The sequence below is a fragment of the Nocardia sp. NPDC050630 genome (assembly GCF_044457245.1).
GTDB lineage: Bacteria > Actinomycetota > Actinomycetes > Mycobacteriales > Mycobacteriaceae > Nocardia.
This window is the reverse complement of the sequence record NZ_JBITGN010000011.1, coordinates 136513-155968: the sequence shown is the minus strand read 5'-3', so window position 1 is coordinate 155968 and position 19456 is coordinate 136513. Positions and strand designations below refer to the sequence as shown.

21 protein-coding genes are annotated in these 19456 nt (G+C 65.8%); 8 read left to right on the top strand and 13 right to left on the bottom strand.

Features of this window, described 5'->3' with window-relative positions:
• Positions 1-25 precede the first annotated feature (25 nt).
• From ACIBG0_RS26250 to ACIBG0_RS26240, 3 genes are read right to left on the bottom strand one after another with little or no spacing between them, the layout of a single operon-like run.
• A complete protein-coding gene (locus ACIBG0_RS26250; RefSeq protein WP_397035691.1) occupies positions 26-766 on the bottom strand; it encodes an SDR family oxidoreductase in 741 nt (246 codons plus the stop codon).
• Positions 763-1182, bottom strand: coding sequence for an alpha/beta fold hydrolase (locus ACIBG0_RS26245; protein WP_397035689.1), 420 nt, complete (start codon positions 1180-1182; stop codon positions 763-765). The genes ACIBG0_RS26250 and ACIBG0_RS26245 overlap by 4 nt, the downstream gene beginning before the upstream one ends.
• A gap of 4 nt (positions 1183-1186) precedes the next feature.
• Positions 1187-2233 carry a ferritin-like protein gene (locus ACIBG0_RS26240; RefSeq protein WP_397035687.1) on the bottom strand — a complete coding sequence of 349 codons (1047 nt, stop codon included), beginning with the start codon at positions 2231-2233 and terminating at the stop codon, positions 1187-1189.
• Positions 2234-2399: 166 nt separating this feature from the next.
• Here ACIBG0_RS26240 and ACIBG0_RS26235 point away from each other — a divergent pair, with 166 nt between their 5' ends.
• From ACIBG0_RS26235 to ACIBG0_RS26220, 4 genes are all read left to right on the top strand, one after another.
• Positions 2400-2837 carry a cupin domain-containing protein gene (locus tag ACIBG0_RS26235; protein WP_397035685.1) on the top strand — a complete coding sequence of 146 codons (438 nt, stop codon included), beginning with the start codon at positions 2400-2402 and terminating at the stop codon, positions 2835-2837.
• Positions 2838-2855: 18 nt separating this feature from the next.
• A complete protein-coding gene (locus ACIBG0_RS26230; RefSeq protein ID WP_397035683.1) occupies positions 2856-3746 on the top strand; it encodes a hypothetical protein in 891 nt (296 codons plus the stop codon).
• Positions 3743-4216 carry a nitroreductase family deazaflavin-dependent oxidoreductase gene (locus ACIBG0_RS26225; protein ID WP_397035681.1) on the top strand — a complete coding sequence of 158 codons (474 nt, stop codon included), beginning with the start codon at positions 3743-3745 and terminating at the stop codon, positions 4214-4216. Before ACIBG0_RS26230 ends, ACIBG0_RS26225 begins: the two co-directional genes overlap by 4 nt.
• Before the next feature lie 109 nt (positions 4217-4325).
• Positions 4326-4592 carry a helix-turn-helix domain-containing protein gene (locus ACIBG0_RS26220; protein WP_397035680.1) on the top strand — a complete coding sequence of 89 codons (267 nt, stop codon included), beginning with the start codon at positions 4326-4328 and terminating at the stop codon, positions 4590-4592.
• Here the strand turns inward: ACIBG0_RS26220 and ACIBG0_RS26215 are convergent.
• The 5 genes from ACIBG0_RS26215 to ACIBG0_RS26195 all read right to left on the bottom strand — a co-directional run bounded on the left by ACIBG0_RS26215 (position 4574) and on the right by ACIBG0_RS26195 (position 9309).
• A complete protein-coding gene (locus ACIBG0_RS26215) occupies positions 4574-5149 on the bottom strand; it encodes a dihydrofolate reductase family protein (protein ID WP_397035678.1) in 576 nt (191 codons plus the stop codon). The genes ACIBG0_RS26220 and ACIBG0_RS26215 overlap by 19 nt on opposite strands.
• A gap of 195 nt (positions 5150-5344) precedes the next feature.
• Complete coding sequence (locus ACIBG0_RS26210; protein ID WP_397035676.1) at positions 5345-6319, bottom strand: carbohydrate kinase; 975 nt, start codon at positions 6317-6319, stop codon at positions 5345-5347.
• Positions 6306-7148 carry an ATP-binding cassette domain-containing protein gene (locus ACIBG0_RS26205; protein WP_397035674.1) on the bottom strand — a complete coding sequence of 281 codons (843 nt, stop codon included), beginning with the start codon at positions 7146-7148 and terminating at the stop codon, positions 6306-6308. The genes ACIBG0_RS26210 and ACIBG0_RS26205 overlap by 14 nt, the downstream gene beginning before the upstream one ends.
• Positions 7145-8143 carry an ABC transporter permease gene (locus ACIBG0_RS26200; protein ID WP_397035672.1) on the bottom strand — a complete coding sequence of 333 codons (999 nt, stop codon included), beginning with the start codon at positions 8141-8143 and terminating at the stop codon, positions 7145-7147. The genes ACIBG0_RS26205 and ACIBG0_RS26200 overlap by 4 nt, the downstream gene beginning before the upstream one ends.
• Before the next feature lie 137 nt (positions 8144-8280).
• The gene (locus ACIBG0_RS26195; RefSeq protein ID WP_397035670.1) at positions 8281-9309 is read right to left on the bottom strand and encodes a sugar ABC transporter substrate-binding protein; all 1029 of its coding nucleotides are present in this window, start codon (positions 9307-9309) and stop codon (positions 8281-8283) included.
• A 133-nt stretch (positions 9310-9442) separates the two neighbouring features.
• On the opposite strand from ACIBG0_RS26195, the gene ACIBG0_RS26190 reads away from it, so the two are divergent.
• A complete protein-coding gene (locus ACIBG0_RS26190) occupies positions 9443-10504 on the top strand; it encodes a LacI family DNA-binding transcriptional regulator (RefSeq protein WP_397035669.1) in 1062 nt (353 codons plus the stop codon).
• 207 nt (positions 10505-10711) lie between these two features.
• On the opposite strand, the gene ACIBG0_RS26185 is transcribed toward ACIBG0_RS26190, so the two are convergent.
• Together ACIBG0_RS26185 and ACIBG0_RS26180 are read right to left on the bottom strand one after the other, a co-directional pair.
• Entirely contained in the window at positions 10712-11692 is a 981-nt protein-coding gene (locus ACIBG0_RS26185; RefSeq protein WP_397035667.1) for an aldo/keto reductase, read from the bottom strand.
• A 184-nt stretch (positions 11693-11876) separates the two neighbouring features.
• Entirely contained in the window at positions 11877-12722 is an 846-nt protein-coding gene (locus ACIBG0_RS26180) for an SDR family oxidoreductase (protein ID WP_397035665.1), read from the bottom strand.
• Positions 12723-12967: 245 nt separating this feature from the next.
• Between ACIBG0_RS26180 and ACIBG0_RS26175 the strand changes: the two genes are divergently transcribed.
• A complete protein-coding gene (locus ACIBG0_RS26175; RefSeq protein ID WP_397035664.1) occupies positions 12968-13882 on the top strand; it encodes a helix-turn-helix transcriptional regulator in 915 nt (304 codons plus the stop codon).
• 243 nt (positions 13883-14125) lie between these two features.
• On the opposite strand, the gene ACIBG0_RS26170 is transcribed toward ACIBG0_RS26175, so the two are convergent.
• The 3 genes from ACIBG0_RS26170 to ACIBG0_RS26160 form a co-directional block, all read right to left on the bottom strand.
• Positions 14126-15118 carry an isopenicillin N synthase family dioxygenase gene (locus ACIBG0_RS26170; RefSeq protein WP_397035662.1) on the bottom strand — a complete coding sequence of 331 codons (993 nt, stop codon included), beginning with the start codon at positions 15116-15118 and terminating at the stop codon, positions 14126-14128.
• Between the two features lie 257 nt (positions 15119-15375).
• Positions 15376-15825 carry a cupin domain-containing protein gene (locus ACIBG0_RS26165; RefSeq protein WP_397035660.1) on the bottom strand — a complete coding sequence of 150 codons (450 nt, stop codon included), beginning with the start codon at positions 15823-15825 and terminating at the stop codon, positions 15376-15378.
• Positions 15826-15870: 45 nt separating this feature from the next.
• Positions 15871-16791 (bottom strand): MBL fold metallo-hydrolase, encoded by a 921-nt coding sequence (locus tag ACIBG0_RS26160; protein WP_397035658.1) that lies wholly within the window; start codon positions 16789-16791, stop codon positions 15871-15873.
• A gap of 195 nt (positions 16792-16986) precedes the next feature.
• On the opposite strand from ACIBG0_RS26160, the gene ACIBG0_RS26155 reads away from it, so the two are divergent.
• Positions 16987-18591 (top strand): AtzH-like domain-containing protein, encoded by a 1605-nt coding sequence (locus tag ACIBG0_RS26155; protein WP_397035656.1) that lies wholly within the window; start codon positions 16987-16989, stop codon positions 18589-18591.
• A complete protein-coding gene (locus tag ACIBG0_RS26150) occupies positions 18591-19337 on the top strand; it encodes a cysteine hydrolase family protein (RefSeq protein WP_397035655.1) in 747 nt (248 codons plus the stop codon). Before ACIBG0_RS26155 ends, ACIBG0_RS26150 begins: the two co-directional genes overlap by 1 nt.
• The last annotated feature ends 119 nt before the right edge of the window (positions 19338-19456 follow it).

Here is a 19456-nt window from a genome sequence, read left to right as displayed (position 1 = left end):
GCTGTCTGCTGCCCGCGCGATCAGGTCAGTTGCTGGCCAACCACTCCGACAGCCGCGTCTGCGCCAGTTGTGCGTCACGGCCGGGCAGCAGTTCGAGCTTCGGCAGCGCCCCGAAATACCGAGCCTGGGGATCGGTGACCACGGTGCGTGGATCCGAACGCACGGTCAGCACGGTGCCGATCCACTGGTCGAGGCCGAATACCTCCGGACCCGCGACCTCGATGGTGCCGTTCATCGGGGCGCCCGCCGCCATGCGGCCAACCGCCGCCGCCACATCGTCCGCGGCCAGCGGCTGCATACTGGCACCCGAGAGCCTCACCTCGCCGTCAACGGTCGAGGAATCGGCTATGCCACCCGCGAATTCGAAGAACTGCGTGGCGCGCACGATCGAGTACGGCAGGGCCGACCCCTTGATCAGCTCCTCTTGCGCCACCTTCGCCCGCAAGTACCCGGACTCCGGCAACCGTTCCGAACCCACCACCGACAGGGCGACGTAGTGTCCGACGTCGGCCGTACCGGCGGCCTCGAGCAGGTTCGTCGTGGAGGTCCGGAAGAACTCCATGACATCGTTGTCGGCGAACGACGGCGAGTTGGAGACGTCGACCACCACGTTTGCGTCCTGGAGTACCTCTTTGACGCCCTCACCGGTGAGGGTGTTCACGCCCGTGTTGGGCGCGGCCGCAACCGCTTGGTGGCCATGCTCACTCAGTCGTGCGACGAGCTTCGAGCCGATCAGCCCGGTGCCGCCTATAACGACGATCTTCATGATCGATCCTTCCGTTCGAACGTTGCTGCGGGTCCGGCGAGACTCCGCTGCATCAAGGACAGGACGGTCGACGATTCCGTGACAGCACTCCGGTTCAGAGGTGGTCGGCGTCGATGTGCAGAGTCGACGATGTCGCGCGCAATCGCCGACTGGTGGCCGCTGCGCACTGTCTGCGCGGACAGGAAGGTGGTCAGGCCGTAGCCGCGCAGGAACGGGACGATCACCCGGTACCAGTCCGCTGCCAGTTGCGAGCCGACGTCGGCGTAGCTGTAGACGTCATAGGGCCAGACGTGCAACAGGATGACGGGTTGACCTGCGCCGGGCCCGTATTCGGCGTAGCCGACATCGAGTACACCGGCGTTGATCTGCTTGATCGGGCCGGGTGTGGTGTTGGAAGAACGTGGAGTCGTTGTCATTCGATTACGCGCGATCCTCGGGTGCCACGTACTCGAAGGTCGGGCCCGCGGTGGTCCGTCCGTCACCGCTGGGCATCTTCATGAGTGCCTGGGCCTGGGACTTCAAGGCGTACATCGCCCCTACCGCGTCTCTCATCTGCGACGGGCTGCCGTTGAAAGTGTCCTCCAACAGATAGAGCACAAGACAGTAGGTGTTGTTGAATTCCTCCTGCGCGCGGCGGATCGCGCTGCCTTCCGGATAATCGGTCGTCCGCGGGTTGGGTCGCATCGGCTGAATTTTGCTGGGGTCGAGCAGGATTGGTTCACCAGTAGGTCCGGAATGTGGAGTGTCACCGAGGCGGAAACGTCGGCCTTTCTTCAGTTCGAGGAAGCGGTAGTAGTGGGCGACTTGGTCGCGATCGGGGTGGAAAACGTCCTTGTCTCCGTCCCACACCTCGGTCCGTGCCGCGCCTTCGCCCTGCTCGACGATCTCCGCCAGCGCGGCGAGCGCGGACTTGAGGTCATGTACGGGAATCACCTGTCCGCCACCGCTGTTGAAATGCATCTCGTTGAGCTGTCGGTTCGGGTCGCCGCTGAAGACAGCCTCTTCGCCGAGGGTGTCGACCAGAGTGCGGATGCCGGCTTCGACGGAGACGTAGAACTGCCCGATCGTGTGGTACCCATCGGTTTCGGGTGGCGCGTCGGCTGTGGCGGGTTTCTCGATTTTCAAAAACAGTTCGAGAGCCTCCGGTCCGAAAGGTGCGAGATTCACCTGTACGGACGGGTCCCCGTGTGGCAGCGGATGTGGGTACTGCGGCAGCAATTCGGGCGCGTCGAGTGTGGGCTTGCCGCCCACGGCGTTCAGCAGATTCGCCGCCAGCGCCAGATGCAGCATCTCCTCCACGAACACACTGCTGATGGCCTGTGCCGCTTCGGCATTACTGCCCGGTTCCAGGGAGTACAGCGCACACAGATACGGCGGTATGGTCGCATGCTCGAGCTCGATCGCCCATTGCAGATGGCGACGTAGATCGTCCAATGTCTCGATGGGGTGAGCGCCACCGATGCCCATGATCGAACCTCTTCTCGGCAAGTCGTCAGGTTGTGTCGGCAACTTGGACAAGGCATCCCGGCAATCTGTGACAAGCTACGAGACCTTTTGGCCTGCTGTCACAACGCCGAGCCGTCCGTGGTCCTAGATGTCGACCCAGCGACAGACAACGAGCGAAGGGACCCCGATGAACCATGGAACAGCAGCGTCGAAGGCAAGTAACAGCGTGTGGGAGACGGCACTCACCGTCGTTCAAGAGGCCACGCCGCCCTTCATTCCGCAAGGGGCACACGCGAGGACCGTTGTCATCGACTATCCCCCGGGCGACCCGGGTGCGCCGCCGCACCGGCACCCGGGTGGCCCCGCGTTCGGCTACGTGATCGAAGGCGAGATGCTGTTCGAACTGGAGGGTGAGCCTCCTCGCGTCGTCAAGGCCGGTGAAGCTTTCTGGGAGCCCGGCGGCGACGTCATCCACTATTCGGACGGCAACAACCGCGACGACGTCGGACTCCGTTTCGTCGTCACCATGATCTGCGATCCCGGCCAGCCCATGCTCGTTCTCGTCGACGACGAGGAACTGCGCGCTCACGGCGGCCGTCGCGTCCCGACCAAGCCGAAAGCGTAAGTAAGGAAGGGCATTTCGATGTCGAAAATCCTGCTGCAAACGACGATCACCGAGCACGCCGATGACTGGGACATCAGCCGGTTCTCGCTGCTGGCCGACGAGCTGCGCGCCGCGGGGCACGACGTCACCGCGCGCAACCGGGTCAGCCACGGCGAGAACGACCCGATCCTGAGCCGTCTCGACAATCTGAACTTCGACCAGCTGTGGCTGCTGGCCGTCGACGTCGGGGACGGCCTCACCGACACCGAGTCGCAGGCAATCGTGCGGTTCCGCGCGAACGGGGGCGGGGTGCTCACCGCGCGTGACCACCAAGACCTGGGTAGCTGCCTGCTGAGACTCGGATCCTTGGGCGAGGTGAACCACTTCCACGACAAGAATCCCGACACCAGCAGGATGCGCGACGACCAGGACACGCCGACCATCTCGTGGCCCAACTACCACTCCGGCGCCAACGGCGACTATCAACCTGTCCTCACCGAAGAACCGGTGCACGATCTCTTGCGCACCAACGCATCTGCCAGCGGCCGCATCGAATGGTTCCCGGCCCACCCGCACGAAGGCGCGGTATCGGCGTGCGTGCCGTACGCCACCGTGCTCGCGCAGGGCCGAAGCACGGTGTCGGGCCGCCGATTCAACCTCGCTGTCGTGCTGGACGGGGAGGTCGCGGCAGACGGACGGCCGATGGGCCGGGCACTCGCCGAATCGACGTTCCACCACTTCGCCGACTACAACTGGGATCTCGACCGCTGGGCACCCTCCTTCGTCAGCGAGACACCGGGCACGCAGATCAAGGCCGACCCATCTCGGCTCGCGATCTACAAGGACTACGTCCGCAATATCGCGACGTGGCTGCACCCGGCGACCCGGGATCGATCGCCGGCCGTGAAGTCCATTACGGGAATCGCGTGACCGCCGTGTACCTGCCCAGCCCACATGACCGGGCGCGTGAGCAGGCCGCCCGGTATGAGGCAACCAGCGGGCGCGAGGGAGGCACGCTGGATGGGCGGCCAGTGGTCATCCTGACCACCACAGGAGCCAGAACAGGCCATATCCGCAAGAACCCCATAATGCGGATCAAGGATGGCGACACCTACGTCGCCGTGGCGTCTAACGGCGGAGCCACCACCAACCCGTCGTGGTACCACAACCTCATCGCACACCCGGAGGTGTGGTTGCAGGACGGTGAGATGATCCACCGATTCCGGGCTCGCGAGGTGCGCGGGGAGGAGAAAGCGCGCTGGTGGGTGGTCGCCGACCGCGCGTGGTCCCACTTCGCGGCCTTCCGTGCCGAAGCCGGCGATCGTGAGATCCCTGTGATTGTGCTGGAACCGATGACGCCCCGCGATCACAACGCAAAGTCTGCTTCGACGGTCAGTTGACCCTGAACAAATCGCCGGTCGTCACCGTTCCCATCTGTAGCGCGTCCCGCCGGGGGCACGAACCCGCGGCAACCGGACCATTGCGACACTACGGGGTTCGCCGCCAGCAGTGGCCGAGCGGACGCTCGAGCGCCGTTTCCGGGCGGTGACGGGGCTTACGCAGGGTGCCGTCCGGCAGATCGGACGTGCCCGCACCGCCGCACTACTGCTGACCTCGGGTGAGGCTCCGGGCGAGGTCGTCAACAAGCTCGGGTACTACGACGAGCCCCATCTCGCCCGCGCGCTGCGCCGGTACGTCGGGCGGACGGCCCGGCAGCTGCGCGCCCAGACCGGCGGCGCGATCGCGCTCGATCCCGCTCAGTGCACGACCTCGTAGACGAGCTTGGCCACTCCGTTGGAGTAGGTCGCCGACTCCCGCAGCCGCAGCGTCTGCTCGTCGCGGTCCGACCGGCCGAACAGGCTCTTACCCGCCCCCAGAAGAACCGGGAACACGAGCAGGTTGTACCGGTCGATCAGGTCGGCGTCCGACAGGCGCCGGGCCAGCTCGGCACTGCCATGAATGTAGATCGCGCCGCCGTCGGTCTGCTTCAGCTTCGCGACGTCGTCTTCCGATCGCAGGATCGTGATCGGGCCCCACCCGTCGATTAGCGCGTCATCGGTCAGGCTGGAAGAGACGACGAACTTGGGCAGGTCCTTGTATGCGGCATGATCGTCCGAATCGCGCCAGATCGGGGCGAACGCCTCGTAACTGCGGCGGCCGAACATCAACGCAGTGGTGTCGGCGAGTTCCTCCCCCTTGAGCGAGAACGCCTCGGGCACGAACTCGGTTTCCATCACCCACCCACCGCTGCGGTGCCCCTCGGCTTTGCCGCCCGGCGAGTCCACGACGCCGTCCAGCGACATGAAGCCGGTGTAGACGAGTTCGCGTGTCATCAGTTCCTCCCACTTATGAGCATCGGATTTGCCTGCGGTCAGCCTATGAACAGCCGCGCCCACTGTCTTGGACGAAACCGACACCACCAGCCGCACCCGGCATGCACAGCGCCGGATCTCGCATGATTTTTCAGATTGTTGCCGGGATAGCCCCCTCAATGCCTCGACTTATGGCTGGCCGAACCACCCGATCCGTCACCGACCTGTGAACAGCTCGGCGGCCGTCGGCGGGTCCGCTCCGCGGCGGCCGCAGGTCAGCGCTGCGACCATGGTGGCCTCGTCGAGAATGGCGGTGAGGACGTGCTTCGGGATGGCACGCAGGGCTTCTCGGCATGCGGCGCCGAGCAGATGGTGATCGCGCAGACCGGCGAGAATGCCTGCCGTGAATGCGTCTCCGGCGCCGACCGTGTCGATCACCTCGACGGGGCGGCCGGGGCGATGGATGGGAGTGGCGTCTATGGCAGTGGCGGCAAGTGCGCCGTCGGGGCCCAGTGTCACGATCACGAGAGCAGGGCCGCGGGCGGACCAGTCGGCGACCACCTCCTCGGGGTTGCGGCCCGGGTACAGCCAAGACAGATCCTCGGCGCTAGCCTTCACGATGTCGGCACGAGCGATCATGGCGTGTACTCGGTCCAGGATGTTGTCGCGAATCATCAACTGCGGGCGGAAATTCGGGTCGTAGCTGATGGTGGCCCTAGACCGGGCACGGTCCACCAGGCGGGTCAAGGCGTCGGCGCCAGGGGGCACGGTCAGCGCCAGTGAGCCGGTGTGCAAGGCCAGCACGCTGCCGTCGAGAGCGGTGGACAGTTCGGAGTCGGTCCACTGCCAGTCGGCCGTGCCGTCGACGCGAAAGTCATAGTGCGCCATGCCATCCGGGTCGACATCGACGATCGCCAGTGAGGTCGGCTCGGTGGCGTCCACAACATGATCGAGAGCGACGGCGTTGTCCCGCAGGTGGTTTCGGATGCGATGGCCCAGCGGGTCGCCGCCCAAGCGGGCCAGCATCCGAACCGGCACGCCCAGCCGGGCCAAGCCGACGGCCACGTTCGCGGGGCTGCCACCGGGCACCGCCTGGAAGCGATCGGGGGCGTCGGTGAGTACCAGGTCCACCAGCGCCTCCCCCGCGACCGCGATCAGGCCGCGATCGGCCACGGCCTCAGTGGTGGACACGGTTGTTGTCGACCTCCGCGCCGGCCATCGCACCGGTCATGATCGCCACCGCATCGGACATGGAGAATTCGTGCGGGCGGATCACCGCGACTCGGCGGCCGAGCCGCTGGATGTGCACCCGGTCGGCGATCTCGAACACGTTCGGCATGTTGTGGCTGATCACAATGACGGCCAAGCCGCGGTCGCGGACCTCGCGGATCAGATCCAGCACCATACCGGTCTCCTTGACACCCAGCGCTGCCGTTGGCTCGTCCATGATCACCACGTGCCGCGCGAAGGCCGCGCCGCGCGCGACCGCGACACCCTGGCGCTGGCCGCCGGACAGTGTCTCCACCGCTTGCTTCATAGATCGGATCCCGATCTTCAGATTCGACATGTGCTGCTGCGATTCTCGTACCATGCGATCCTTGTCGATCATCCGGAACACCGAGCCGAGGATGCCGCGGCGCCGCAGTTCCCGGCCCAGGAACAGGTTGTCGGCGATATCGAGGGCTGGTGCCACCGCCAGCTCCTGATAGACGGTCTCGATACCTGCCCGGCGGGCGTCGGTCGGACGCCGGAAGCGCACCCGTTTGCCGTCGAGCAGGATCTCGCCCTCATCCGGGATCAGCGCCCCCGACAGTGCCTTGATCAGCGAGGATTTCCCGGCACCATTGTCGCCGATGACCGCGAGGATCTCGTTCGGCAGCAGGTCGAAATCCGCGCCGTCGAGCGCAGTGACCTGACCGTAGCGTTTCACCAGGCCCGTTGCCTGCAGCACCGGCTGTACCGCGGCCTGAGCTCCGTCGCCTACGGTGGTGGCGTCGCCTGCGGTGGCTGTCTCGCTCATTTCTGCCTCCTGCGGTTGAGCTGGTCCACGGCCACCGCAGCAATCACCAGGATGCCGGTGATCAGCGTCTGGTAGATCGACGGCACCCCCGTCAGTTGCAGGCCGTTACGGATGATGCCGACGATGAGCGCGCCCAGTAGCGTGCCGATCACGCTGCCACGTCCGCCGAACAGGCTGGTGCCGCCCAGTACCACGGCGGTAATCGAGTCCAGATTGTCGGTTTGGCCGGCATTCGGGTCACCGACGCCGGTGCGGGCCACCAGCAGCAGCGCCGCCAAGCCGTAGATCAGGCCCGCGACCGTGTAGACGGCGAGAAGCACACGGCGGGTGTCGATGCCGCTGAGCCGCGCCGCCTCCGGGTTATTGCCTACGGCGTAGACGTGCCGCCCTGCCGCTGTCAGCCGCAGCCCGTACCAGGTGATCGCGAACAGCACCAGCATCGCCACCGACCCGTAAGTGATGTCGGTCTCGCCCAGCGGAAATGTCTTGTCGAAGAACGTGAATGCGTCCGGCAGACCCGAAATCGTCTGTTCCTGCGAGTAGATGTGGGTGAGCGCGAACGCGATGCCATACGTGCCGAGAGTGACGATGAACGGTGGCAACTTGATCAGGCTCACCAGCGTGCCGTTGAGCAACCCGAACGCGGCCGTCAGCGCCAGCCCGAGCAGAATCGCCAGTGGCACAGGCAAACCCGTGTCGACGGCTAGCTTGGTGATTGCGATGTTGCCCAGCGCCATCACCGCACCGTTGGACAGATCGATACCGGCGGTGAGGATGATCAGCGTCTGGCCGATCGCCAGCGTGCCGACCACCATCACCTGCTGCACGATCAGCGAGAAGTTGTCACCGGCCAGGAACCGGTCGGACTGGGCGGTGAAGTAGACCACCGCGATCAGGATCGCGATCACCGGTCCGACGTTCGGCACCGACAGAATCCGGTTCAGCGCTGAGTGTTTCGGCTCCGGCGGCGCGGGAGACGTTGTAGTTGCGGTCATGCGAATCCTCGCTCGTCGACGAAATCAGGTGGACCGGGCCGAGCGCACACCGGGACAACGAGGGCCGTCACCATCCCGGCATACGGCGCAGCTTCATTCGCCGTCCCGGCGTGCTTTCCGGCTGGGGACAGGGGTTCTCAGCCCCAGCAGTTGTCCAGGCCGTACTGCACGTCCTTGGAGTCGACGCCGACCTGCGGCTTGGCGGTGATCAGCGTGACGCCGGTGTCGGTGTAGCCGCTGGTCTTGTTGCCGTTCTTGGCATAATCGACGATCGCCTGCACGCCCGCACTGGCCATCTTCAACGGGTACTGCTGCGAGGTCGCCGCGATCTTGCCGTCGCGGACCGCCTGCACGCCGGTGCATCCACCGTCAACGGAGACGATCATCGCTTGGTTCTCCTTGCCGGCGGTCTTCAGCGCGGTGTAGACACCCAGTGCGGACGGCTCGTTGATGGTGTAGACCAGGTTGATGTCCGGATCCTTCTGCAGGCAGGTTTCCATCGCCGTCTGCGACTTCGCTTGGTCGCCCTGAGCGGGCTGCGCACAGACCACGTTCGGGGCGGTGACGTACTGCGCCATGTCCTGAGTGGCCTGCGCAGCGCCGTAACCGGACAGGAATCCGTTGTGCCGCAATACGCCGACGGTCACGCCGGGGTTGAGGTCGATCATCGCGATCTTCACCGGCTTGTCACCCTGGACGGCCTTGGCATAGGTGCCGATCAATTGGCCTGCGGTGAAATTATTGGTGGCGAACAGCGCGTCGACCGCACTCTGGGGATCGGTCGGGGTGTCCAAAGCGATCACTTCGACACCCTTGGCACGGGCCTTCTCAACTGCTGGGACGATCGCCTTCGTATCGCTGGCAGTGAGCAGGATGCCCTTGGCTCCCGCATTGACCATGTTCTCGATCGCCGTCACCTGGCTGGCGTTGTCACCGTCGAACTTGCCTGCGGCGGTGAGCAATTTGACGCCAGCGGCATCGGCCTGCTTCTGGGCACCCTCCTTCATCTTCACGAAGAAGGGGTTGGTGTCGGTCTTGGTGATGAGCCCGACGACGACCTGCCCGTTGTTGCTGTTGCTCGACCCCTTGCCGCAGGCGGCGACGGAGAAGGCCAGGGAAGTGACCGCGAAACAGACGGCGGCGATGCGGACGACACGAGAGGACATCGGTGTACTCCTGCAGGTACTACTTAGACAACGTTGTCAGAGACCATATAACGTGATCTACGCCACGTCTAGAAGTTTCTTCTAGCGTATTTGACGGTTCTCGATCGAACACAAGCGAACGGAGAGCGTTGCTATGTCAGCGTTGTCAGAATCCCAGGCGCCACGCCGGGGCGCCACCATGCGCGACGTGGCGGCGCTGGCGAGGGTGAGTATCAAAACGGTGTCGCGCGTGGTCCGCGGCGAAGGCGGCGTTTCGCCGGAACTGGCCGCGCGGGTCACCGATGCGGCAACCATGCTCGACTATCGGCACAACCTGGCGGCCAGCACGTTGCGCGGGCACGGCCAGAAGACCGCCGCGATCGGTCTGGTACTGATGGACGTCGCGAACCCGTACGCCTCGGCGCTGCACCGGGCGGTCGAGGATTTCGCGCACAGCCGGGGCACCCTCGTCTTCGCGGTAAGCAGCGACGAGAACCCGGCCCGCCAGCGCGAGGTGCTGGACGCCCTGCTGTCCAGACGAGTGGATGGACTGATCGTAATGCCGGTGGGCACCGATCACGGCTCTCTGCTGCACGAGCAGCGTCGCGGTACCCCGGTCGTATTCGTGGACCGCATGCCGGCCACCACTGAAATCGACAGCGTCACGGTCGACAACCGCACCGGCTCACGCCTTGCCGTCGAACACCTGGCCGCCGCAGGCCACCGCCGCATCGCCTATCTCGGTGACCTGCATACGATCTGGACCGCTGCGGAACGTTACGCCGGCTACATCGAGGGCCTTGCCCACACCGGCATACCCCTCGATCCGGAACTCATCTGCGCCGACCTGCACTCCGCGGCGGCCGCCGAGGCCGCCGCTGGGGCGCTGCTCGACCGCCCGGACCGCCCCACCGCCCTGTTCGGCGCCCAGAATCTGGTGACCGTTGGTGTGCTGCAAGCGATCCGGAAGCGTGGCTTGCAAAACCGGATTGCCGTTGTCGGTTTCGATGATCTGCCGCTGGCCGAACTGCTGCAGCCAGCGCTCACCGCCATCACCCAGGATCCGGCGACGATCGGCCGCGTCGCCGCCGAAATCCTTTTCGCCCGCCTGGATGGTGACGATAGCCTCCCCCGCCACGAGGTGATACCCACTCGCCTACTGGTCCGCGGTTCCGGCGAGATCTCTGCAGACCTTCGGTCACCTCACAGTCAATAGCCAGGACATGCTTCAAACTCATTGCACAGCTGGTGTATATAACCGACGAATATGCGATCCCGTAATCACCGCGCACGGGGACCAGATCGCAGGACTGACACATTTCCTATCCGACCGGGCCGGCCTCCCAGCGCGTCGGCGTCGGACGGCGTCCACCAGAGCCGCGTTGCCTTCGACTGGGACAGGCGGGCGCAGCGGCGCCGACGGTCAGCCGTCGATGGTGGCCATGTTCGCCTCGTCGTGGCGCTCGCCGGCGGCTGGCGTGAGGTTGTTCAGGCGGTCGAGCTGAGCGGCGTTGAGTTCGATGGCGTCAGCGGCGGTGTTTTCTTCGACGCGCGAGACCCGCCGGGTTCCGGGGATGGGGGCGATGTCGTCGCCGCGGGTCAGCAGCCACGCCAGCGCGGTCTGTGCCGGGGTGGCGCCGACCTCGGCGCCGATGGCCTGTACTTCATCGACGATGCGCAGGTTGCGCTGGAAGTTCTCGCCGGTGAAGCGCGGGTTGGTCTTGCGCCAGTCGTCGTCGGCGAAGTCGTCGACGGTGCGGATCTGCCCGGTCAGCAGGCCATGGCCGAGCGGCGAGTAGGGAACGAACCCGATACCGAGCTCGCGCAGCAGCGGGAGGATTTCGGCCTCGACGTCGCGGGTCCACAGAGAGTATTCGGTCTGCAGCGCGGCCACCGGATGCACGGCATGCGCGCGGCGGATCGTCTCGGGGCCGGCCTCCGAGAGTCCGATGTGGCGCACCTTGCCTTCGGCGACCAGCTCGGCTAGCGCGCCGACGGTTTCCTCGATGGGCGTTTTCGGGTCGACGCGGTGCTGGTAGTACAGGTCGATGTGGTCGATGCCCAGCCGCAGCAGCGATCCTTCGACCGCGGCCTTCACGTTGCCGGCGCTGCTGTCGATGACGCCGGGGCCGCCGCCGGCGTGGGAGACGAGACCGAACTTCGTCGCTACCACGACGTCGTCGCGCCTGCCCTTGATGGCCTTGCCGACGATTTTCTCGCTGTGGAAGGGGCCGTAGATCTCGGCGGTGTCGATGTGGGTGACCCCGAGGTCCAGAGCCCGGTGGATGGTGCGGATCGACTCGGCGTCATCGAGCCCCCCGCCCGTGGTGTAGGTGCCGGCCATGGTCATGGCTCCCAGGCCGATGCGGGAGACATCAAGCCCACCCAGGGATACGTGCTTCATCAGGTTCTCCTTGTCGTGACGGCCGTCAGGCCCGGTCGGTAGTCATGGTCGGTGCCGCGCCAGCTGGCGGACTGTGCTTCGGTGGTCCGCGCTGCCGACAGGCGTCGTTCCCGGTAGCGGGTCAGCTTCCCTAGATGCATCCGGCGGCTCTGCCTCGGCTGGGGTGGCGGGGTGTATGTGTTGCTCAGGCGTGGGCGTCGTCGTAGGCCAGGCTGTTGCCCAGTTCGCGGGATGCCTCGGCCTGGGTGAGGAGTTCCCTTGCCTTGGCCTCGGCGGCCTCGATGGCGTCGGTGCCGGCGACAAAGCGCTGTAGGGGCTTGTCCTGGCCGGCGATGATGAGTAGGGCGCGGGCGAGCTTGGCGGGGTCGCCGGGTTGCCGACCGTTCATGCTCTTCATGCCCTCGATCCTTGGGGCGGTCCGCGGGGCGTAGTCGTCGATGGACAGCTCGGGCCAGGTGGTGGAGCCGTCCACGAGGAGTTCGGTGCGGAAGTAGCCGGGCTCCACGACCGTGGTGTGGATGTTGTACGGCTCGACGTCGTAGCGCAGTGACTCCATCCAGCCCTCTTCTGCGAACTTGGAGGCAGCGTAGGCGGCGGTGAACTCCATGCCGACCAGTCCGGCGGTCGAGGTGATGGTGATTACGTGGCCGGCGCGCTGCCGGCGCATGATCGGCAGGACGGCGCGGGTGACGTTCATCGGACCGAAGAGGTTCGTCTCGAACTGCTGGCGCATCTGCGCGGGCGAGATTTCCTCGAAGTAGCCGGTGAAGAGGTTCCCGGCGTTGTTGATCAGTACGTCGACGCGGCCGAAGTGGTCGACGGCGGCCTGCGCCGCGGCCTCGGCATCCTCGATGCTGGTGACATCCAGCTTGGTGACCAGCAGGTTGTCCTGCGGCCCGCCCAGGGTCTTCTCGATCTCTGCTTGGCGGCGGCCGGTGGCGACGACCTGGTGACCGGCGGCGAGGGCCTCGCGAGCGATGTCCGTACCTAGACCTCGTCCGGCACCGGTGACGAGAATGACCTTGCTCATGTGATTCCTTTCAGGCGCCGTGATCCGGCACCCGGGTGTGTGGTGGTGATCCGTGCAGCGCCGACGGCGCCGCAGAGAGGCAGGAGACCAGCCGCACAAGCCAGCCGCCGTATCCGGGCCATTCGCACTGCCGTGGCAGGTGCACCACCAACAAAACCAGTTGTCACGAGAGCGTGGGAGTCCCTGATGAGGGGGTCACTGACAGGGACCCCCAACCCGGCGGAAGCGCTCGTAGGGTGGACCCCATGGCAGGAACCAACCGTGACATCCGTGCTGATTTCCGCGCGGAGATCCGGGAATTCCTGGGCACGCGACGAGCCAGGGTCACCCCCGAGCAGGCCGGACTACCCCTCTACGGCGGAGACCGCCGACGGGTTACCGGGCTGCGCCGCGAAGAGGTCGCCCTGCTCGCGGGAATCTCCAGTGAGTACTACACACGGCTGGAGCGCGGCAACGCCACCGGCGTCTCCGAAAGCGTCATCGAGGGCATCGCGCGAGCACTTCAGCTCGACGAGGCCGAACGAATCCACCTGCTCGACCTCCTTCGCGGCGCCGGCACAACCCGTCTGCCACGCCGTCGGCCCACCCAGCAGCGGGTGCGGCCTGCGGTGCAGCGCGTCCTCGACTCAATGAGCGGCACACCCGCGTTCATCCTCAGCGGGCGCGGTGACATCCTGGCCGCCAACCATCTCGGGCGCGCGCTGTTCTCGCCGGTCTACATCGACCCTGCGCGGCCGCCCAACAACGCCAGGTTCGTCTTTCTCAGCCCGCACGCGACCGAGTTTTTCCGCCATTGGGACGAGGTCGCAGGGGACACGGTCGCCATGCTGCGTGCCGAGGCCGGCCGCGATCTCTACGACCGGCGGCTGACGGACCTGATCGGGGAGCTGTCCACCCGCAGCGAGGACTTCCGGCGCCGCTGGGCCGCCCACAACGTCCGGATGCACACCACCGGCGTGAAGCTCCTCCACCACCCGGTCGTCGGCGACCTCGACCTGCCCTTCGAAACCTTCCCACTCGGCGACGGCCCCAGCCAGTTCCTCCTCACCTACACCGCTGAGCCCGCGTCCCCCTCGCAGGACGCCCTGAACCTGCTGGCCAGCTGGGCCGCGAACAACGACGACATCGAGCGGTCCGCGTCGGCCGAGGCACCCGACTGAACGATGAGCCACGCGAGTCGACATGCCTGTCCGCGAGCACGTAATTTGCGTCGAAATTTACGCAAATACGTGCTCGAACACCTCCGCTATCTCACCCACGGCGACGTGGCTTCTACCTCGCTGCCGCCGATGCGATGATCGGAACGTTCGGCTTCCTCGTACCGTCTCGGCAACCCATCCAACGCGACCGTGTGGTCGGGCCTGTTCGACGTGATCCTCGACGGCTTCGTCTCGGTGGTGAAGTTACCCTCGCGGCCGGTAGTTGGCCTGCACACGCTGAGCGAGGAAGTCGGCGGCGGTCACCGGCGGGTACTTGTGGCGCGGCCCCTGGATGACGGCGTCGCGGTCGGCCTGGGCGAAGTAGGCGATGCTGTAGCGGTCGCCCTGGTATTCGCCCGCGCCTGGGCTGCGGACACGGTGGAAGTTCGACGGCAGTTCGTCATCGCTCCAGCGGGTGAGCATGTCACCGATATTGCAGGTGATCAGTGCGGACGACGGGGTTATCGACGTCCATTGCTGCTCCTGCATCTCTTTGCCGGGGCAGACTTGTAGGCCACCCTGCCCGTCCCGCTGGAAAAGCAGTGTCAGACAGTCGAAGTCGGTGTGCGCACCCGCACGCCAGGGACCCGGCGCGCCCTGGAGTTCTGTCGGAACGGCGAAGTAGTGCAACAGCCGAAGCGTGCTCTGGTACTGCGGGGATTCCGGATCATGCGCCTTGGTGAAGTGATTGCGGTCCAGGCCGAGGCGATCGGCGAAGCAGGAGAGTACGCGCATCGCGACAGCCCACGCCTGGTACTCGAAATCGAGCATGTCGGCGCGGAATTCGACCAACTCCGCTTCGCTCGGCCACAGCTCGGCCATATGCGGGCGGGTGATCTGGTAGGACTCCTTTTGATCGGGCACGCCGATGGATGGGCGTACCTGACTCAGGATCTCCCACCCGGCGTTATTCTCCTTGACCAGTGGATATCGCGCCTTGGTCGACTCGGGAAGCGCGAAAAACACTGCGGTGTGGGCGAATACATTGTCGATCTGGTGCTGCGGGATGCCGTGCCCGGAGAGCTGGAAGAAGCCGATCTCGGTGGCCGCGGCCCATAGCTGATCGGTGATCTCGGCGCGGCGGTCCGCGAAATCGGTCAGGTCGATGACGCGGATATCGCGGGCGTCGGTCTCCACGCCGAGGCCGCCCATCTGCTGCTCGCGGGATACCTCGGACAGGTCGTAGCTTTCGGTCATTGTCAGTCCTTGTCTGCGTGGGGTTTTCAGCTGCCGACGTTGATCGACGGGTCGAGGAATTCCTTGATGACGATGTCTTCGGCGCGCAGGTTGTTCGGTATATTCGCGGCGCAGGATCGAGGCGAATTCGTCGATCACCCGCTGTACCCCGGCCTCGTCGAAACTGCCGATCACACCGTCGGTATCGTTGCCGATGAGACGTCGATGAGTAGTGAGATTTGCGTTGCAGTGCTGAGTGTTTCGGACCGGCGGCAAATTCAATAACTCGGCGCGGAGTCGAATCCTGTTGCCAGAGTGCGGATATCCGCGTCGGACAGCCGCGTGGGTGTGCCGCGGTCGACGAGATCAGCGAATCCTGCGTCATCCGCCATCACGGTGATCGTGTACAGCCGTTCGGTGTCGGAGGTGTTCAGAATGCGGTGTTCGGATCCCGGTTGCAGGATCAGTACGTCGCCCGCGCCGAGGTCGACGGCGTGTGTGTCGCTGTGTGCGCGGGCAGTGCCGGCCAGCACGATGAAGATTTCGGCCGAATCCTCATGGGAGTTCAGTGGTTGCGCACCGCCCGGCTCCCAGATTTCGAGGAATACGCTTGCGCTGGAGCCGTGTTCGGGTCCAGCGAGTGTGCACAGCCGTACCGTGTCCGCGGGTGAGATGAGAGCTGCCGACAGGTCGGCGAGGTGTCGTACGACGGGAGGTGCCCCAGCCATATCGGATCCTTTCGGGTAGATGTCGCTATCGCCGCGGAACGCGGTTCAGGCGACGGGTGGTGTGAGCAGGGTGACCGGACCGCAGTCGTGGCGGGTTACCGGCTGGCCGAGCATGTCGCGGGCCGGCCCGGCGATCGTTGTTCCCTCCAGCATCGCCGCCGCGGCATGGGCGACCTCGGTGGCCGCACTGGCCGGTAGTTCGCAGATAAGGTTGTGGGCGGCCAGAATTCGGGTGATCGGGAGCTTCGACAGGCGGTGCGTCGATTCGGCGAACCGGACGGGGTCGGCTCCGGCGCCGTGCAGCCAGTGGGCGGCGGCGAGCACCGTGTCACCCGAGAGCAGCGTGCCGGTGGTGTGGTCGAACAGGCACAGGGTGTCCGGCGCATGGCCGGGCGTGTGCAGTACCTCGAACTGTCGTCCACCCAGGTCGATGATTTCGCCGTCGGCCAGCGCCCGGCTGATCGGGGTCGGCGGTATCGCCCACTGGGTCAGGTCCGGCAGCGGACGTAACCGACCGACCCGCGCCAGGGTGAAGAAATACTGGGCATCCAGCAGGGCGAACCGGTCGAACTCCGCGACCACCCGCGACACGGCGGCGGCATACATACGAAGGAACGCTGGATCGGCGGCGGTGTGCAGGCACCCGGAATTCGGGTCCGCAGCCGTGGGGTGGGCGGCGAAGTCGATAACGTCGACCTGCGCGGCGAGGTCGGCATTGCCGCCGCGGTGATCGATGTGGTGATGCGATGACACCACCAACACCGGCAGCGCCGTCAACGCCTGCACCACTTCGGATATCGGAGCGATGCCGAGCCCGGAATCGAACAGCAGCGCGGTGTGCTCGCCGATGACGAGGTAGCTGGCGACATGCCCGGGTTCGTTGATCAGGTGGATGCCCTCCCCCATGTCTCGAACGTGGAACCAGGACTCCGCTTCGGCACAGAAGGTGGGAGCTCGTGAGGCCACCGCGGCTCCTCAAATGTTGATGACAGTTACATTTGCCAATGTAGGGGCGCCGCGTTTCCGGGAAGTAAAGGTTGCGGACCGACCGTCGAACGGAGCGAAGATCGCAGTCCATCAACCGGTCGCGGCAAAAAGGTTCACAACAGCTTTACGTGAACAATGTTCATCACATCAACATTCATGGCTACCGTCTGACCGGTGATCTCTCCCTTCGATGACCTCGACGCCGATCTACGTTCGGCATTCGCGCGGTATGAAAGGGCCTTGATGGCCAACGATCTCGCCGAACTGGACGCCGCATTCGCCGACGGTCCTCGGCCGATCCGCAGCGATCCGGCAACCGCGCTGGTCGGCCACGCCGCGATCGCCGAGTTCCGGGCCGGGCGAGCCGGCGCACCGACCCGCTCCCTCGTGCGGGTATATGTGCGCAGACTCGGCCCCGATGCCTCGGCGATCGTCGCGGAGACCCGCCGAACGGACGGTTCACAAGGTGTCCAAACCCAAGTCTGGGAGCGCGACAGCGGCGGTCGATGGACCATCACCGTGGCGCATGTGTCCGGCGGTGCCGCGCCCACCGACGGCAGCACGGTCAGCCCCGACTCATCAATTTGGCGTGTCGCGCCGGACGAGGCGCCGCTCGTGCGCGGCGGCCGAGGACCGCTCCGTGGTGCGCGGGTGGCCGTCAAAGATCTGTTCGCGGTGGCCGGACATGCGATCGGAGCGGGGAACCCGACCTGGCTGGCGGCAGCGCCGGTGGAGTCCCGTCACGCCGCGGCGGTATCCGCATTGCTGGCGGCCGGGGCCGATATCACGGGTATCGCAACCACCGACGAGTTGGCATTCTCACTTGCGGGCGCCAATATTCACTACGGCGCGACACCGAATCCGGTTGCGGCGCACCGAGTCAGCGGCGGGTCGAGCAGCGGTCCGGCAGCCGCGGTCGCCGCCGGGTTCGCCGATATCGGCCTCGGCACCGACACCGCAGGCTCGATTCGCGTCCCGGCATCATATTGCGGGCTCTACGGGCTACGCACGACCCACGGGGTGGTCGCGCGGACGGGTCTGGTGGGTTTGGCGCCGAGCTTCGATGCCGTGGGCCTGCTCACCCGCGATGCGACGTTGCTCGCCCGGGCGGGCGGGGCGCTGCTGCCGAATCAAGAAGTACATCCGGTCACCAAGGTGGTGGTGGCACCGGAACTGGTCGATCTGCTGGACCCCGCGGCACGCGAATCCTTTTGGGCTGCAGTGCAGGCACTGACGCTGCGCGATGCGGCCGCTGGAAACGTATTGCCACCGCCGGAGACCATCGCGCTCGACTACCCCGGCGGCGCCGGGCTCGACACGGTTCTCATGGCATTCCGCACGGTTCAGGCCGCCGAGGCTTGGCGCTCGCACGGCACCTTCGTGTCCGCTCAGCCGACCGCGTTGGCGCCCGATGTCGCCGCTCGATTCCACGTCGGCCGCGAGATCGACACCGCAACCGAGACCGAAGCACGCGGCCTGCTCGACGACATGAGCACTCGGCTGCGGCGGATACTTCCCCCCGGCGTCGTCCTCGCGCTGCCCGCCGCGTCGTCGGCGGCTCCACGCCGAGACGCTTCGTCGGCGGAGGTGGAAGCGGTGCGGCAGCAGACATTGCGATTGACCTGCCTCGCGTCGCTGGCAGGTCTGCCCGCGTTATCGATGCCCCATCTCCGGGCGGGGAACCTGCCGGTCGGGTTGTGTCTGCTGGCCGGACCAGGACAGGACTCCACCCTGCTCACCTTCGCCATTCCACCTTTCGACCGACAGGACCACACCTGATGTCCCGAAACTCCTGGTCGCTGTCCGGCGACCATGCGGATCTGCGTCGCCCCATCCCTCCGCCACACTCGCTGGAGCTCGATGCTCTGCCGCAACGGGTGAGCATCGATCTTGCGCGCACCGCGTTGATCGTCATCGACCTGCAGAACGACTTCTGTCATGTCGACGGGTGGCTTGCGCGCATCGGAGTGGACGTCTCGCCCGCACGTGCGGCCGTCGATACTCTGCGGGCGGCGCTGCCGGCCGTGCGCGGAGCCGATATCCCGGTCGTGTGGGTGAATTGGGGCAACCGGCCGGATCAGGCCAACCTGCCGCCCGGTGTGCTGCACGTCTACGATCCTGCCGGCACTGGCGTCGGAATCGGCAGTGTGGCAACCGCTTCGAGCACCGCAGTGCTCGAAGCGGGCAGCTGGGGCGCGGACGTAGTCGATGATCTCGAGATCGCGCCAGCAGACATTCGCGTCGACAAGTACCGGATGAGTGGATTCGTCGATACGGTTCTGGATTCCGTGCTCCGCAACCTGCGGGTCGACACCCTGCTGTTCGCTGGTGTGAACGCCGATCAATGCGTGTTGTCGACATTGATGGACGCCGCGAACATCGGCTACGACGTGGTGCTGCTCACCGATGCGGTGGCCACCACCTCGCCCGAATACTGTATGGCGGCAACGACGTACAACGTCCGACAGTGTTTCGGGTTCACCGCGACCGCTGCGGACCTCGTCCGTGGACTCGCCTGCGTCTAGTGCGTTGACGACGAACGTCCGCCGGGTTGGGTGATACGCCGCCGGGTTCCGGCAACGGACCGGGAGTCCGTGACACTCTCGACGGCGGTAGTTGCTGTCGGGAGTGTGGGTTGGTCTGC